The following is a 15,597-nucleotide window of genomic DNA, read 5'->3' as shown; positions in this document are numbered from 1 at the left end:
GTACGAAAAGGAGGGCCCTTCCTGTCAATGTCCTTCTTGTGCTACCCGCGACTACGGCCGCGGGGTTGCGCCCGCCGTTCGTGCCCTATCGGCCCCGATCAGAGCGGATCCGTCCCGGGTTCCCGCTGCGGGTTCGGTTCGCGTCGATCGCGCTCGTCCGTCCGGCGTTTCAGCTGACGATACCGCCGCGTGAGCGGCGCTGTCCATCGCCACACCAGGAATCCGATACCGCCCAGCGCTGCGAGCAGACCGACCGCGACGAGGAGCGTCGAGACGCCGTTCGAGCCAGTGCTTTGGTAGCCCATACGTCGCCTACGCCGCGGCTGCGGGTAGTGGTTTCGGCGACCGCGATTCCTCGAGCCGGGCGCGAACGTTTTTACGATCCCGTTCGTACCATCGCGTAGACATGCACCTCGAGCCAGCCAACACGGCGGTGGTGGTCGTCGACATGCAAAACGGGTTCTGTCATCCCGACGGCTCGCTGTACGCGCCGGGTAGCGAGGACGTCATCGAGCCGATCGCGGATTCCGTCGACCGGGCTCGCGATGCCGGGGCGCAGGTGATCTTCACCCGCGACGTCCACCCGCCCGAACAGTTCGACGACGCCCACTACTACGACGAGTTCGAGCAGTGGGGCGAACACGTCCTCGAGGGGTCGTGGGAGGCCGAAATCGTCGAGGAACTCCCCGTCGAGGAGGCCGACCACGTCGTCGAGAAACACACCTACGACGCCTTCTACAACACCGAACTCGAGGGGTGGCTGAACGCCCGCAACATCGACGATCTGGTGATCTGTGGCACGCTCGCGAACGTCTGCGTGCTCCACACCGGCGGCAGCGCGGGACTGCGGGACTTCCGGCCGATCATGCTCGAGGACTGTATCGGCGCGATCGAGGACGACCACCGCGAGTACGCCCTCGATCACGCCGCGTGGCTGTTCGGCGAGGTCGAACCGAGTGAGACCCTCGAGTTCGCGTGATCGATCCCCACCGGGGCCGCTCCGTCGCCTTTTCGTCCCCGTGGGTCCTTCGAGCCGATATGAACGGGTCACAGCTACGCCTCGCGGAATCGATCGCCGAAGCGTCTCCCGAGCAGCGGACGGTCGGTGACGGCGAATGAACCGACGACAACTGCGACCGATCTACCTGGTGGGGATCGCGCTCAACGCAGTCGCGCTCGGATACGCCGTTATGAACGGAACGTGGCTGTACGCCGGCGCGTTCGCGTTCGTGGCCGTCTACCTCGTGGTGCGACTTCGAATGCTGTCCGCCGACGCCTAGTCGGTGCGGCGCGCTCGCGCTCGTTACCTAGCACGAGCAGGCGAACTGGTGTGAGTGAGCGGCGCGGCCGGGAACGAAGGGACCGATCGACAGTGAGCTCCTTTTACTCTCGTCGACCGAAGACCGGGTATGCGCGGAACGCGATCGAGCCCGACGGGACCGGGAGGCAGTCCGGGACTCGGGACGTGGACGAGACTCGAGACGAGGACGAGAAGAGATATCGAATGAACGAACAGCAACTGCGGCCCGTCTATCTGGCGGGCATCGGGATCAGCGCGTACGCGCTCTGGTACTTCGCTTCGGCGGGTTCGAACCTGGTCGCCGTCGCGTTCGGGCTCGTGACGGCGTTCCTGGTGGTTCGGCTTCGGCTACTGGTCGCTAACTCTTGACCGCTCGAGGAGCGATAGTCACGGTGGCAGACGCGCGCAGCGTCCGAGAACGGGACCGAGGCAGCGAGTCGCCGACCCGAACACGTTCCCTCGTGTCCCCGCATCAGTTACCGCGGAACACGCGATACGCGCCCTGTCCGATCGCCACGATCGTCGTCTCTCCGTCTGGACCCGTACTTTCGACGGTGATCTCGCTGACGCCGACGCTGCCGCCGACCCGGATCACGTCGGCGGTCGCCACGAGATCGCCCGTCGCCGGCCGGAGGTAGTTGACGTTCAGATTGATCGTCGCGATCCGCGTCCCGAAGGGGTCGTCCATGGCCGTCCGCAGCGAGAGGCCGCCGACCGTGTCGATGAGGGTGGCTGCGACGCCGCCGTGGAGATCGCCCCGCTCGTCGGGCGCGGCGTTCGGCCGCGTGTTCGTCAGTTTCTCGTCGTAGGGAATCGACATCGTCATCGTCCCGTCGCCGACGTTGTCGACGCTCGTGCCGAGCCACGAGAGGAACTCCTGATTCTCCTCGAGGAAGTACTGGAGCATCGACTCGAGGTCGTCGAACTCGTCGATCGCGTCCGCCGTCGGCGTCTCGTCGGTCATAGCCACTCGTGTGCCCGCGACGTTCTTGACAGCTACGTTTCTTGGCGTGTCCGTTGTCGAGCGTTCATTCGGCCGCGAACTGACGACGCCACTCGAGCGGACGACTCTCCGAAACGCCGCCGTCGCCGATAATACCGTCGCGAACGGCCACCTGATTGGACCAGTCAGACGCTCGATCGGACCGATCAGCGGTCACCGCTCGAGCGAATGCGTACCCGAACGTGCTCACCGCGCTCGAACTCGCGATCCGGACAGATCAGTTTCGCGCCGAAGTCGCCGTCTCGAGCGCAGAACAGCGAGAGCCCGGTGATCGCCTCGCCGTTCGCCGTGATGGTCACGTCGTCCCACGCAATCGTGCGGCCGTCGGCGACGCCGAGTCGGTCGCCGTTGAGCGAGACGACGCGGTCAGCTCGGTTCTCCGCGGGCGAATCGCCCCGCTCGAGCAGCCCGCCGCCGTCGTAGTGTGGCAGTCCGCCGTCGAGGACGCCACCGCCGTCGGCTCGCACGCCGACGAACTCGCCACCGGGATCGGGGTGAGCGGGCGCGTCGAGGACCGCGAACGTGTCGCCGGTCGAGACGACTCGGCCGGTTCCGTCCCACTCGAGCGGCCGGATCGACGCCCCCAGTTCGATCGGGAGCGAGCCGGACGCCCGGTAGGGGTTCTGATCCGAATTCCGAAAGCCAACGTGGAGGTGATTGTCGACCCACGGTGCGAAAAATCCCGCTCGGACCAGCCGTCCCAGTGAGTCACCCTGCTCGACCCGGTCGCCGGCTGCGACCGTCGGTTCGACGTGGAGGATTCGGACCGTTAGTCCGGACAGCGGGCTGGAATCCGCGGGCTCGAGCAGAATTAGGTAATCGTGCTCGGGCGCGTAGGGTTTCGGTGGCGCGCGAACGGTGCGCATCTCCCGGACGGTGCCGGCGACCGGGCTCGGCGCGGCGGTGGTTCGACCGTCGGTCAGCGTCCCGGGATACAGATCGATCGCACAGCCGCCGTCGTGGGCGGGATACGGCGAGTTGTACAGCGAAAATCGATCGTATCGAGCCAGGACGGTCTCGGGAAGCGTGACGGCCATCGTTCGTCGAGGTCTGGGCGGCGGGAGCGTTTAGACCCACCGGGTCCAACGGGCGGTATGCGCGTGTTTCGCGGACGGGCGGACTCTCCCACGGCCGATCGGGACGCGAGTCGGCGGCTGCTCTCGGTCGCCGCCGACGGCGAGCCCGCCGTCCGCGTCTGGACGCCACACCGACAGGTCGCCTTCGGTCGACGGGATCGCCGTCCCGAGGGCTACGATCGCGCCTGCGAGGCCGCCCGCGAGCGCGGGTTTCCGCCGCTCGATCGCGACGTTGGCGGGCGAGCGGTCGCCTACGACGGCGCGACGACGCTGGCATTCGCCCGCGCCGAGCCGATCGCGGACATTCGGTCCGGAACGACCGAACGCTACGAGCGAGCCACGGCCGACCTCGAGCGAGCGCTCGAAACGCTGGGTCTCGAACCGATTCGGGGCGAGCCCGACGACTCGTTCTGTCCGGGGACGCACTCGCTGTCGGTGGCGAACGCGAGTCCCGACGAACGGCGACAGCGGAAGCTCGTCGGCATCGCCCAGCGCGTCCGGCAAGATGCTGCCCTCGTCGCCGGTATCGTGCTCGTGGCCGACCGCGAGGCGCTCGTCGGAGTTCTCGAGGCGGTCTACGGCGCGCTCGAGGTACCCCTCGAGCCGGCATCAGTAGGGACAATCGCGGACGCGGGCGGGCCCGCAGATCCGGCGGTCGTTCGAACGGCGATCGAGGACGCGTTGGTCGGCGACGCGGCGGCCGTTTCGCTCGAGGCTGTCGATGAGGAGCGCTAACGGCGTGTCGATGGGTCGCGAAGACAGTGACCGGAGGGGAGCCCGTCTACTGCGGCGGAAAAGTGCGACAGTCTCGAGGGTGGTATGGCCTCCGGTGAGTACAGGTGGACGATGGAGCATGGCAGTTTTTCAATCATGTCGTGTTTCACACAAACCTGTGCGAAGTACAGAGGTCGTCTCTCCCACCGACACCACGGTCTCCTCGCCGACGTAACTCGGAGACGGAACGAACGTTTATCCACGGCATTGTGGACGTGAGAGTATGCGGCTCGTGGAGATTTTGATTCCGAAGGAAAAGCGGAAAGCCGTCGAGGAGATCCTCGAAGACGAAGGTATTGACTTCACCCTCGTCGCGGAGGAAAGCCGTGACGAGCCCTCGGTCGTCATCACGTTCCCACTGCCGGTGCCCGCAGTCGAGTCCGTCCTCGACGAACTCCGAGAGACCGGGATCGATGAAGATTCCTACACCGTGATTCTGGAGGCGGAAACCGTCGTCTCCGAACAGTTCGACGACCTCGAACAGCGATACGCCCAGAACAGCCCGCGCATCTCTCGCGAGGAGATGCAGGCGCAAGCGAAGGACCTCACTCCTCGATTCAGCACGTATCTCGTCATGACGATTATGAGCGTGATCGTCGCGACTGCCGGCCTACTGCTCGATTCGCCGGCGGTCGTCGTCGGATCGATGGTGATCGCACCGCTGATCGGCCCGGCACTCGGTGCGAGCGTCGGCACGGTCATCAACGATCGCGCACTGTTTCGGCGCGGGATCAAACTCCAGGCGATCGGACTCGGCGTCGTTACCGCCGCCATCTTCGCGTTCGCCATCCGGACGACCGGGGTCGTCTCGCCGATGATCAACATCTTCGAAATCTCAGAGATAGAGGGCCGTCTAAGCCCCGATATGCTCTCGCTCGTCATCGCGATCGGTGCCGGCGTGGCGGGGGCGTGGACGCTCACCGCGGGCACCTCCGCCGCCCTCGTCGGCGTCATGATCGCCGCGGCGCTCGTTCCGCCTCTGGGTGTCGTCGGCATCGGTATCGCGTGGGGCCTCCCGGATGTCGCCCTCGCCGCAGGCGTCCTCGTTCTGGTCAACATCCTCACGATCAACATCACCAGTCTCGTCGTCCTCTGGTACAAGGGCTATCGGCCGGACAGCTGGACCCAGCAGGGCGACGCCCGCGTCGCGACGGAAAAACGCGCCCTCGTCCTCGTCGTCACGATCCTCGTCCTCTCGGCGTTTCTCGGGGTCGTGACCTACGACACTTACCGAACCGGGGCCTACGAGGAAGAGGTCAACGCCGACATCGAAGCTGTTCTCGATTCACCCGAGTACGCCGAACTCACGCTCATCGACGTGACGGTCGAATATACCGATCCGGTCCCGCCCCGTCAACCGGAACGCGTCGTCGTCACGGTCAGCTATCCGGTCGGGACCGACCCGCCGCCGCTCGTCGAAGAGATTCAGGGACGCGAGAGCGTCTACGCCGAGTCGGCGATTACTCTGCCGACCGGGCCGCTCGTCGAGTCCCACCGTGCCGAAGTGGTGGTCCACTACACCGAGAGAGGATGATTAACTGAATATCTCTCCGAGAGACGCGCTATCTATTCAGCACGGCGCTTCGGATGCCTATTAATCTGACAGATCTATCGGTGATCGGTATGCACAGCTACTCGTCGGCAGATTCGCTGGTACATGGCCATACAATTTTTCGAGGAACAGTTCGCGGACACAACGAACCAGACCCGCGACGGAGGTACCGGAGCCGACCGTCAGAACACCGTGCGCTCGACGAGTCGACGGAGCGGGCCGGCTTTGCCACGCTTCGATTGGACCTGAACCGCCGTGCAGTCGACGCTGTCGATGATCCTGTCCGCCGGCCGACCGAACAGGGCTCCCCGGATTCGTCCGCCGTCCGTCCCGATGACGAGTATATCGCCGGTGTTGGTCACCGAGACGAACTCCCGTTCGGGGTCGTCGGTCTCGACGATCGAGCGGTTCACGGGAACCGAACACAGCGACTCGAGTTCCGCGAGATACTCGTCTATCGTCTCGCGTTGCGTCTCGGTCGCCGCGTCATCGAGCGGATACAGCAAGGTGATGCTGCCCCCCGCCTCGGTCGCCAGCGCGTTCGCGACGGTGATTTTCTGCGGGTCGAAGGGACCGCGGTCGGTGACGACCGTGACGGAATCGATCCGGTCCAGATCGCGGTCCTCGACGAGCAAGACGTCACACGGTGCGTTGCGGGTGATCCACTCGACCGTCGTTCCGAATACCGGCGCGTACAGCGGGTCGTCGCTTCGCTCGAGCAGGAGGAAGTCCGCGTCCTCGTGCTCGGCGAAGTTCGCGATCGCTCGCTTCGTGTCGTGGCTGACGATTTCGCCGTAGTTGACCGGGACGTCGAACTCCTCCGTGAGCGGCCGCGTTCGTTCCTCGAACTCGACGTCCGCCGGTGACTGCGTTTCCGACGCCTGCTGGAGCGGCACCTGGTCGGGCACTTCGTCGAACTGAACGACGGTGACGCTCCCGTCGTTCTCGCGGGCGATATCGGCGGCGATCCGCAACAACGTGCGCTCTCGCTGCTCGCTCGTCGCCTCGGTGATCGCGACGAGTACCTCGTAGCCGTCGACCGTCTCGACGATCGATTTCGTCTGTTCGACGGCCTTGCGACCGACGCTTCGTCGAACGACGTCCGTGGCAGCGCCCTCGCGCTGGACGCGGTCTCGCGCGTAGTAGACGTACCACAGCATCGACGCCGCCGTGATGACGACGGCGCCGACGAGCGGGATCGTTCCCATGTAGCCGATGAGGAGCAGTCCACCGGCGATCCCGGTGAGCTGGGTCCACGGATAGAGCGGTGACTCGAAACTCGGGTCGTACTCCCCGACGTTCCCCTCTCGAAAAGCGATAACCGCGCCGTTGACCAGCGCGAAGACGATGATCTGGAACGCGCTCGCCAGTTTCGCGATCTGGAGGATCGGGACGAACGCGATGAGCACCAGCATGACAGCTCCGGTGAGCGTGATCGCTCGCACGGGCGTCCCCCACTTGTCATGGATCTCCGTCAGGGACGGCGGCGCGAGCTGATCTCGAGCCATCGCGAACGGATACCGGGACGACGACAGGATCCCGGCGTTGGCCGTGCTGATCAGCGCGAGGACGGCCGCGATGATGATGGCGATTACGCCCAGCCGGCCGAGCGTTGCCTCGGCCGCGTGAATCATCGGCACCGCGGAGTCACTCAACAGATCGGGCGGCGTCACGCCGACCATGACGACGACGATGAGGACGTACAGGAGCGTCGTGAAGCAGAGCGAGCCGAGGATTCCGAGCGGGATATTTCGATCAGGGTTCTCCACCTCCTCGGCCACGCTCGCGATCTTGGTCACGCCGGCGTACGAGACGAAGACGAGGCCGGTCGCGGCGAGGAGACCGCCGGATCCCTTGTCGAAGAATCCGCCGTAGTAGGTGCTGTCCGTCGACGGGAGCCCCCCGACGACGAACCACACCATCGCCGCGAGCATCACCGCGACGATGGCGACCTGCAGGCGTCCGGTCTGTTTCGCGCCGAAGAGATTGACGAGGACGAGCACGGCCGCCAGCGCGAGCGCGACCGGCTTCACCGGCAGGTCGAATAGGTACAGCACGTACGGGACGCCGCCGACCAGCGCGAGCGCGCCCTTGAACGACAGCGAAAACCAGGTGCCGACGCCGGCGATCGTTCCGAGCAGCGGGCCCATCCCGCGCTCGATGTAGATATACGTGCCGCCGGCCTCCGGCATCGCCGTCGCCATTTCGGCCTTGCTCAGGGCGGCCGGTAAGACGAGTACGCCGGCGAGCAAGTAGGCCAGAATAACCGCCGGGCCCGCCGTCTTCAGGGCGAGGCCGGGGAGAATGAAGATTCCACTGCCGATCATCGCGCCGATACTGATCGCGATGACCGCAAACAAGCCGAGGTCTCGTTCGAGTTCTTTTGGCATTGGATAGTGAGTTCGTCAGTCGTTCGGCGACCGCGTCGGTACGGGGCTCGAGGCCCGTGTGCTGCCAACCAGCAGGAGATGGGAAGACGGAGGTGTTGTCTGACACATGAGTGGTTCTGTATGGGTGGGTGGCCACCGGATCCGCATAAAAGCGCCGATAAATTCGGGATCCGACAATCAGTACCACGTTGTGTTGCGGACCCGTCCAGAGATCGAGTGGTCGAGAGAGCGAGAGAGCAGGGGGACGCGAACCCGTTGCTCGTCGAGTAGACGAACACGCTCAAAACGACGGCAACAGGAGAGATCACTGCTAGAGAATCAAACTGAAGCGATTTACACACCGATCGCACAGTCCGCGGTTCGGAGCGAGCACGGTGAGCGAGAACCGCGCTACCGTCGTGCGATCGAGTGTGCAGTGACGTTCAGTGACTCCTACAACTCATCGACGTCGAACCCGTGGAAGGCGCGCTCGTACTCGTTGCGTATGAGATCCTCGTCGACGACCTCGAGGCCGAGCTCGTCGAGGTCTCGGCCGATCCGACTGAGGTCGTCGCTGTCCGACCCGATCGCTTCGACGTGGACGTTCTCGGTGCCGGTCATGACCTCTCTGACGGCGACGACGCCGGGCACTTCCAGGGCTCTCTGTGCGAGCGCCTCTCGATCGGGGATCGGCGCGGTACAGACGATGAGCGTCTGCAACTGATAGCTGGCCGCCTCGTAGTTCACTTCCGGACGGTAGCCGGTGAGGATGCCCCCCTCCTCCAGGTTTCGGATTCGGTTGCGGACCGTGCTGGCCGAGACGCCCGCTTTGTCCGCGATTTCGCTCGCCGACGTCTTGCGCGCGTCCTCCTGCAGACAGTAGATGATCGTCCTGTCGAGATCGTCGAGTGGCTCCTCGCTCATACCCACGAGTAATCGCGCGGTTAAAAGTAATTTTTCCTGCGAATTCGGCGATTCGTCATCACAGCGGGAGAACGTGTGAGGTAACGTTTTTCCCCTCGCGGTCGTCGACTCGAGTATGATGAAACGAACGCGAACGGAGGACGGCAGATGACGGCGGACGATTCCGAGTCGTCGACCCGTTCGACGCCCACCAACGGATCGAATCCAGCGGATCCCCTGTGGGACGACCTGCTCGAGGACGCGCGAGCCATCGCCGAGGAGTACCGTGAGGACGGCGGCTGGGACGCTGTGGTCCTCGAGCCCAACGCGATATCGCCGGTCGAAGAGTCCGAACGAACCGGGCTCGACGTCACCGTCACCGCCGAGGAGTACGAGGTCGTCGAATCGCTCATCGAGGAGGGGGACGTCACGATTTCTGCGGCCGACGTCTACTACCGACCGCTCACCGAGGAGGGCAGCGATCGGCGGGTCGCCCTCGCGGTCGAACGCGACGAGGAGACCGAGACTGCGGTCTTCGTCCCGCTCTCCTACGACATCGGCGACTGCCGATCGGTTTTCGAAACGGCGCTCGTCGAAGAGGAGTTACTGATTCACGTGACGGCAGACCCCGAGAACGGGTGGGTCAGTTTCTCCCACGACGATCCGTCCCTGTTTCTCGAGGAAGCGGACGTTCGGCAGTGGAGCGCGGAGTGATCGGCGGTCAGAGCTATAGTAGTCATTAAACGTCAATGCACACCCGACCACACGATTGCTGTGCGATCAGTATCAGTAGTTGGTAACTCGGTTTCTTTATCCAGAGTTGGAAATGAAAATCGTGGCAAGTACAGGGCAAGCAGTTACCGAAGCGGCTATCGATCTATCCGAACTATGCCAAAAGCAGCCTGCTGAGTATAGAGAAATGAGTTCAGCACGGAGTCAATGCCTGAATTAAGAAAGAGACGTTTCGGGTAACTCGCTCGATATCAGCAGCCATTGAGCTTAGCTCACTCATGATAAGATACAAATGCGCGAGCTTTCTTGAGCCTATCTAATAGATTTAAAATTCTAAGGCCTGCTCTACTAACAAGTTATTTAAAAATACTTTCGTAGATAATGGTATATACTCCGAATCACATTTGTTATGTATGGACTCGACATCCAGCAGCGGGGGCACTACGGGCGTCCAACACATCACAGCTGGTACTCACCGCGGAAACGTCGCACTTGTTCTCTCAATCAACGCATGGATGAGCAAAGACGATGTCCACCGGGCTATCACTGAGGACGATTCCATCCCGAAGCCAAAGTCCGCCTCGGGAGCCTCCTCGGTGCTCGCCGATATGTGGCGCCACGACAATGTCCACCGGATCGAAGTAGTCGACCAACCGTTTCGGTACGTCTACAAACTTAAGGAAAACGTCGTCGTCAAATGAGGCCGAATTAAAGACGAATCACCTCTCAGGTGGTTACGAAAGTAAACCATCTATACTCTGTGTCAGAAATCGCTGCTGACAACAATGGCTACCACACCTGCTGTAGAGTGGATGGGTAATTGCTACCGCTTGGTGACCGACTCGCACTCTGTATTCATCACGACTCTTCGAACAGATACGCTGGTTGGTAGGAATCGCAGCGGCCAATAAGCACACGTAGTTACCGAACCGCCCGATTCAGTTTCAAGAACGTTTCTGAATAAAGAAATAGTACTACTAGCTACTGGTATGGAAATTACTTCAGAGGTCACTATCGTCGCCCGTCCGGAACGACAGGTCCAGCGACGGTGCCGAGTGGGTGAGCGACCCCATCGAGATCACGTCGACGCCCGTCGCGGCGTAGTCGGGAACGTCGGCGAGGGTGATTCCGCCGCTGGCTTCGGCGAGTACCCCCTCGTAATCGGTGACTTCGTCCACCGCCGCCCGCGTCTCCGCCGGTGTCATGTTATCGAGTAAGACGATGTCCGCCCCCGCGTCGGCCGCCCGCGGCACGTCTTCAACGGTCTCGACCTCGACGTCGATCTTCGTCGCGAACGAGGTCCGCGCCCGAAAGTGGGCCACCGCCTCCTCGAGCCCCATCTCGGCGATGTGGTTGTCCTTGACCATCACCATGTGTGAGAGATCGAGCCGGTGGGTGTCGCCGCCGCCCGCGACGACGGCGCGTTTCTCGAGGCCGCGCAGGCCCGGCGTCGTCTTGCGGGTCGCGGCGATCGCCACGTCCGCGGATTCGGTCCGGGCGCGCTCGACCGCCTCGCGCGTCCGCGTCGCGATTCCCGACGCGTGGCCCGCGAGGTTGACCGCGACGCGCTCGCCGCGGAGCACCGCCCGTGTGGGCCCCTCGACTCGGAGCAGTTCGGTGCCGGGTTCGACCGCAGCACCGTCCTCGAGTCGGTCGGTCACTGTCACGTCGAGGTAGTCGAAGACGGCCGTCGCGGCCTCGAGGCCGGCGGCGACGCCGGATTCCTTGGCGACGAGCCGGCCGGTCGTCTCGCCGGGGACCTGATTCGTCACGTCGTGGTGGCCGACGTCCTCGCGGAGCCAGCGTTCGATTTGTGCGTCGGTGATCATGCGGCCTTGGACGCGGGTGCGGCCCCGGTCAAAATAAAGGACCCGTTTGCGTGAATGTCGAGCGACCAGTCGACCGAGCGACCGACGTTGCTCGAGCGACCGGCGTTGCTCGGTCGTGCAATCGCGCTGCCGATCGCATCGCTGACGGTCATGAAAAACTGACAGTACCGTTTCAGAAACTGTTACCTCGCTCATTGACCTTTCGCTCCTATGAACGCGGCCATTCTCGACTTCCTCACGCGGCTTTTCGACGGCGTCCCCGGCTGGCAAGCGACCCTCCTGCTGGTCGGCATCTCGCTCGGTATCGCGGTCGTGCTCGAGGTCGTCGTCCTCCGGACCCTGCTTCGATACACCAGTCGAACGAAGACGCAGTACGACTACATCCTCGTCGAGGAACTCCGGCTGCCGGTCGTCGTGACGGCCGCGCTGGCGGGGGTCTATCTGCTCACGCAGCTTCCCTCGGTCACCGAGAACGTCCTTGTGACGGCTGACCAGCTTGATACCTTCTTCGGCAAACCCTCACTGTCCGTCATCGTCGTCGCCTGGGCGTTCGCCTCGAATCGGATCGTCAACCGGTTCGTCGAGGAGATCAACGAGGAGGGCTCGCGATTCGACTTCGCGCCCGTCTTCTCGAACGTCTGGACTCTACTCGTTGCCGTCGGTACGATCGGAGTCCTGCTGACGCTGTGGGAGTACAGCATCTCGCCGCTGCTCGGGGCCGCCGGCGTCGCAGGCATCGCGGTCGGTTTCGCCGCTCGAGACACCGTCGCGAACTTCTTCGGCGGCATCGCGCTCTACTTCGACGACACTTACAAACTGGGCGACTACATCGAACTGGACTCCGGCGAGGCAGGCACTGTCGTGAAGGTCGGCATCCGATCGACGACGCTGATGATGCGCGACGAAGTGCTCATCACGGTCCCGAACGCGGCCCTGAACGCCGCGAAGGTGATCAACCAGTCGGCACCCCAGCGCCGCAGGCGGCTCAAGGTCCCCATCGGCGTCGGCTACGGAACGGACATCGACGCGTTCGAGGAACTCGTCCTCGAGCTCGCCGACGAGGAATCGCTCGTCCTCGACTCGCCGAAACCGCGCATGCGATTCCGGGCCTTCGGCGACTCGGCGCTCGAGTACGAACTCCTCTGTTGGGTGGCCGCGCCGACCCGCGTCAACAGGGCCACGCACGAACTCAACCGGGCGATGTACAAGGCGCTGACCGCGGCCGAGATCGAAATCCCGTTCCCCCAGCGCGAGATCCACGTCTCGAGGTCGGACGCGACCGGCGGCGAGCCGGAGTCGACCCCACAGATCCTCAGCGATGTGGACGACGCGTCGGCGGAACGCCGTGCGTAAGCGCCGCGAGTAGTAGTGCGAAACCGAGAACGGCAAGGTGACAGACGCTACGGGAGGGGCGCTTCGTCGTCGACGACGTAGTGACAGCCCGTCGACTCCGTATTTTCGCCGGCCGCCCGCGCGATCAACAGCGCGGTGACGCTGGCGTTCCGGAGTTCGTAGAGGTCCCGCGCCGTCCGGGTCCGAATGTAGGCGTCGACCTCGCCCTTGAGCCGCCGGAGGACGGCGCTCGAGCGGTCGATCTCCTCTGGATTGCGCTCGAGGCCCAGATAGTCGTCCATCGTCTGCGTGAGCCGCGCGAACTTCTCGGTGGCGAACCGCTCCGGGAGGTCGGGATCGCGGTTCAGGAGTTCGGGCGCTTCGACGACTGCTGGATCGAAGCCGGTTGCATCAGTCCCCGCGCGGAGGCCCCAGACCAGCCCCTCGAGCAGGCTGGTACTCGCCAGCCGGTTCGCGCCGTGAACGCCGGTCCGGGCGCACTCGCCGACGGCGTAGAGCCGGTCGAGCGAGGTGCGGCCGCGCTCATCGACGTCGATGCCGCCACACAGGAAGTGCTCGCAGGGAGCGACCGGAATCCGGTCGCCCTCGATGCCGCGATCGCGACACTTCTCGGCGATTCCGGGGTAGTCGGCTTCAAACTCGAGCGGACTGACGTCGAGGACGACCTCGCCGGTTTCCTCGCGTTCGGTCTCGACGGCGCGCGCGACGACGTCCCGCGGCGCGAGGTCGCCCCGTGAGTGGTACCCGGCCATGAACTGGTCGCCGTCGCCGTTGCGCAACACTGCGCCCTCTCCCCGCAGCGCTTCCGAGAGGAGGAAGGGGTTCTCACCGGCATAGGCAGTCGGGTGGAACTGAACGTACTCCATGTCCTCGACGTCCGCGCCCGCGAGCGCGGCCATGGCGATTCCGTCGCCGGTCGCATCGGCGGGGTTGGTCGAGCGGCCGTAGAGCGCCCCGATCCCACCGGTCGCGAGAATCGTCGCGCCGGCGTAGATCGGCTTTCCGGTCGGTCGCTCGTCACTCACTACGCCATGGACGCGTCCCTCGGCGGTGATCAACTCGAGCGCGGCGGTGTCTTGGCGCACCTCGATGCGCTCGTGGTCGTCGAGATAGTTCAGGAACGGCCGCAGGATGTGCGTGCCCGTCGCGGCGTCGACATGGAGGATGCGGTAGTCGGAGTGGGCGGCCTCGCGCGTGTAGTCGAACTCGCCGTCGTCGGTCTCGTCGAACCCGACCTCGAGCGTGTCGATGAGGACGTCCTCGACGGCGTCGTCGGCGTTTGCGACGAGCGTCTCGACGGCATCCGGATCGGCGGTACCGTCGCTGGCGTCGACGATGTCCCGCTTGAGCGAGTCCGGATCGCCCCGGGTGGTCGAGATGCCACCCTGCGCCCAGTCGGTGCTGGCGTCGTCGGGCTTCGTCGCTTTCGTCAGGAGGAGGACCGCCGCGCCATCGCGTGCAGCCGCGAGCGCGGCCGAACAGCCTGCGATCCCGCTACCGACGACGAGAACGTCTGCGGTCTCGCCGCCGGTCGTCGTGGCCGTACCGGTGTTCGTTTCGGTCATCGTTAGATCTCGAGCATGCGATCGAGCGCGACGCCCGCGAGTTCCTTCTCTTCGGGGGCGACCTCGATCACGTTGTGTTCGCGGCCCTCGACGAGTTCCTCGAGCACCCAGGCGAGGTAGTTGGGATCGATCTGGCGCATGGCGTTGCAGTCCATGCAGGCGTCGCCGCAGAGCGGGAGGACGTTCACCTCGGGGTGCCAGCGCTGGAGGTGATTCGTGAGGTGGATTTCGGTACCGATGGCCCACGTGTCGCCGGGATCGGCGTTCGCGACGGTTTCGCAGATCGTCGCCGTCGAACCGGCCACGTCCGCGGCTTCGACGACCTCGCGGCGGCATTCGGGGTGAACGATCACCTTTGCACCGGGGTTCGCTTCGCGGACCTGTTCGATATGGTCCTCGCGGAACCGCTCGTGGACCTGGCAGTAGCCGTCCCAGAGGATGATGTCGCTCTCGGCGACCTCTTCAGCGTCTTTCCCCTCGGGGTCCCAGGGGTCCCATTCGGCGATTTCGTCTTCCATCCCGAGCCGGTGGGCGGTGTTCTCTCCGAGGTGCTTGTCGGGCAGGAAGAGGACCTTGTCACCCCTCTCGAAGGCGTACTCGAACGCCTCGTGCGCGTTTGAGGAGGTACAGACGAGCCCGCCCTGGCTCGCACAGAAGGCCTTCAGATCCGCGTAGGAGTTCATGTAGGTGATCGGGATGATGTTCGCGTCGGGCGCAGCGGCCGTGATCTCGGCCCACGCGCTGTCGACCTGCAGCGCCTCGGCCATCCCGGCCATCGGACACGACGCCTCCATGCTCGGGAGGATCACCGACTGATCGTCGTCCGTAATGATGTCCGCGCTCTCGGCCATGAACGTCACGCCGCCGAAGATCACGTACTCGGCGTCCGCGTCCGCTGCCTCCTTCGAGAGCTGATAAGAGTCTCCGATGAAGTCCGCGTGCTCGACGATCTCGCGTCGCTGATAGTTGTGTCCCAGGATCACCACGTCGTCGCCGAGTTCCGCGAGCGCGGCTTCGATACGGTCGGTCCGCTCCTTGGCCTCGAGCTCCCGATATCGTGACGGGAGTTGCTCGAGGGTGTCGTATTTGAACAGACTCAGGTCGGTTTCCAGCTCTGCAGTTTCCATTGTTACCATCTTCC

Annotated in this window: 18 protein-coding genes; 9 read left to right on the top strand and 9 right to left on the bottom strand. The window is 64.2% G+C overall.

What is annotated here, in order from left to right; genetic code table 11:
* Positions 1–98 precede the first annotated feature (98 nt).
* Positions 99–305: a hypothetical protein gene (locus tag HYG81_RS32205; protein ID WP_180840281.1), complete on the bottom strand. Its 207-nt coding sequence runs from the start codon at positions 303–305 to the stop codon at positions 99–101.
* 101 nt (positions 306–406) lie between these two features.
* Here HYG81_RS32205 and HYG81_RS32200 point away from each other — a divergent pair, with 101 nt between their 5' ends.
* The 4 genes from HYG81_RS32200 (at position 407) to HYG81_RS32185 (ending at position 1,669) form a co-directional block, all read left to right on the top strand.
* Positions 407–979, top strand: a complete 573-nt coding sequence (locus tag HYG81_RS32200; RefSeq protein ID WP_180840280.1) for a cysteine hydrolase family protein — start codon at positions 407–409, stop codon at positions 977–979.
* On the top strand, positions 976–1,119 hold the full coding sequence (locus HYG81_RS32195; protein ID WP_226777488.1) for a hypothetical protein: 144 nt from the start codon (positions 976–978) through the stop codon (positions 1,117–1,119). Before HYG81_RS32200 ends, HYG81_RS32195 begins: the two co-directional genes overlap by 4 nt.
* Entirely contained in the window at positions 1,116–1,280 is a 165-nt protein-coding gene (locus HYG81_RS32190; protein ID WP_180840279.1) for a hypothetical protein, read from the top strand. Before HYG81_RS32195 ends, HYG81_RS32190 begins: the two co-directional genes overlap by 4 nt.
* A gap of 224 nt (positions 1,281–1,504) precedes the next feature.
* Positions 1,505–1,669, top strand: coding sequence for a hypothetical protein (locus HYG81_RS32185; protein WP_180840278.1), 165 nt, complete (start codon positions 1,505–1,507; stop codon positions 1,667–1,669).
* A 103-nt stretch (positions 1,670–1,772) separates the two neighbouring features.
* On the opposite strand, the gene HYG81_RS32180 is transcribed toward HYG81_RS32185, so the two are convergent.
* Positions 1,773–2,264 carry a PaaI family thioesterase gene (locus tag HYG81_RS32180; RefSeq protein WP_180840277.1) on the bottom strand — a complete coding sequence of 164 codons (492 nt, stop codon included), beginning with the start codon at positions 2,262–2,264 and terminating at the stop codon, positions 1,773–1,775.
* 185 nt (positions 2,265–2,449) lie between these two features.
* The gene (locus HYG81_RS32175; RefSeq protein WP_180840276.1) at positions 2,450–3,340 is read right to left on the bottom strand and encodes a DUF8155 domain-containing protein; all 891 of its coding nucleotides are present in this window, start codon (positions 3,338–3,340) and stop codon (positions 2,450–2,452) included.
* A 57-nt stretch (positions 3,341–3,397) separates the two neighbouring features.
* Between HYG81_RS32175 and HYG81_RS32170 the strand changes: the two genes are divergently transcribed.
* The gene (locus HYG81_RS32170; RefSeq protein ID WP_180840275.1) at positions 3,398–4,114 is read left to right on the top strand and encodes a lipoate--protein ligase family protein; all 717 of its coding nucleotides are present in this window, start codon (positions 3,398–3,400) and stop codon (positions 4,112–4,114) included.
* A gap of 262 nt (positions 4,115–4,376) precedes the next feature.
* The gene (locus HYG81_RS32165) at positions 4,377–5,687 is read left to right on the top strand and encodes a TIGR00341 family protein (protein ID WP_180840274.1); all 1,311 of its coding nucleotides are present in this window, start codon (positions 4,377–4,379) and stop codon (positions 5,685–5,687) included.
* Between the two features lie 200 nt (positions 5,688–5,887).
* Here HYG81_RS32165 and HYG81_RS32160 read toward each other — a convergent pair whose 3' ends face one another.
* Both HYG81_RS32160 and HYG81_RS32155 read right to left on the bottom strand, forming a co-directional pair.
* Positions 5,888–8,095 (bottom strand): amino acid permease, encoded by a 2,208-nt coding sequence (locus HYG81_RS32160; protein WP_180840273.1) that lies wholly within the window; start codon positions 8,093–8,095, stop codon positions 5,888–5,890.
* Positions 8,096–8,527: 432 nt separating this feature from the next.
* Complete coding sequence (locus tag HYG81_RS32155; protein WP_180840272.1) at positions 8,528–8,998, bottom strand: Lrp/AsnC family transcriptional regulator; 471 nt, start codon at positions 8,996–8,998, stop codon at positions 8,528–8,530.
* Positions 8,999–9,145: 147 nt separating this feature from the next.
* On the opposite strand from HYG81_RS32155, the gene HYG81_RS32150 reads away from it, so the two are divergent.
* Both HYG81_RS32150 and HYG81_RS32145 read left to right on the top strand, forming a co-directional pair.
* Positions 9,146–9,691 carry a DUF7529 family protein gene (locus HYG81_RS32150; protein WP_226375946.1) on the top strand — a complete coding sequence of 182 codons (546 nt, stop codon included), beginning with the start codon at positions 9,146–9,148 and terminating at the stop codon, positions 9,689–9,691.
* Positions 9,692–10,122: 431 nt separating this feature from the next.
* Complete coding sequence (locus HYG81_RS32145; protein WP_180840271.1) at positions 10,123–10,410, top strand: hypothetical protein; 288 nt, start codon at positions 10,123–10,125, stop codon at positions 10,408–10,410.
* Between the two features lie 300 nt (positions 10,411–10,710).
* On the opposite strand, the gene nadC is transcribed toward HYG81_RS32145, so the two are convergent.
* On the bottom strand, positions 10,711–11,538 hold the full coding sequence (gene nadC / locus HYG81_RS32140; protein WP_180840270.1) for a carboxylating nicotinate-nucleotide diphosphorylase: 828 nt from the start codon (positions 11,536–11,538) through the stop codon (positions 10,711–10,713).
* On the bottom strand, positions 11,535–11,690 hold the full coding sequence (locus HYG81_RS32135; protein ID WP_180840269.1) for a hypothetical protein: 156 nt from the start codon (positions 11,688–11,690) through the stop codon (positions 11,535–11,537). The genes nadC and HYG81_RS32135 overlap by 4 nt, the downstream gene beginning before the upstream one ends.
* A gap of 58 nt (positions 11,691–11,748) precedes the next feature.
* Between HYG81_RS32135 and HYG81_RS32130 the strand changes: the two genes are divergently transcribed.
* Positions 11,749–12,891: a mechanosensitive ion channel family protein gene (locus HYG81_RS32130; RefSeq protein WP_180840268.1), complete on the top strand. Its 1,143-nt coding sequence runs from the start codon at positions 11,749–11,751 to the stop codon at positions 12,889–12,891.
* Positions 12,892–12,938: 47 nt separating this feature from the next.
* Here HYG81_RS32130 and HYG81_RS32125 read toward each other — a convergent pair whose 3' ends face one another.
* Both HYG81_RS32125 and nadA read right to left on the bottom strand, forming a co-directional pair.
* Positions 12,939–14,456, bottom strand: a complete 1,518-nt coding sequence (locus HYG81_RS32125) for an L-aspartate oxidase (protein ID WP_180840267.1) — start codon at positions 14,454–14,456, stop codon at positions 12,939–12,941.
* 2 nt (positions 14,457–14,458) lie between these two features.
* Positions 14,459–15,592: a quinolinate synthase NadA gene (nadA, locus tag HYG81_RS32120; RefSeq protein ID WP_180840266.1), complete on the bottom strand. Its 1,134-nt coding sequence runs from the start codon at positions 15,590–15,592 to the stop codon at positions 14,459–14,461.
* Positions 15,593–15,597: the final 5 nt, after the last annotated feature.

Source organism: Natrinema zhouii (assembly GCF_013456555.2).
Taxonomy (GTDB): domain Archaea; phylum Halobacteriota; class Halobacteria; order Halobacteriales; family Natrialbaceae; genus Natrinema; species Natrinema zhouii.
Note: the sequence above shows the minus strand (reverse complement) of the source record. Positions and strands in the feature narration are given on the sequence as shown.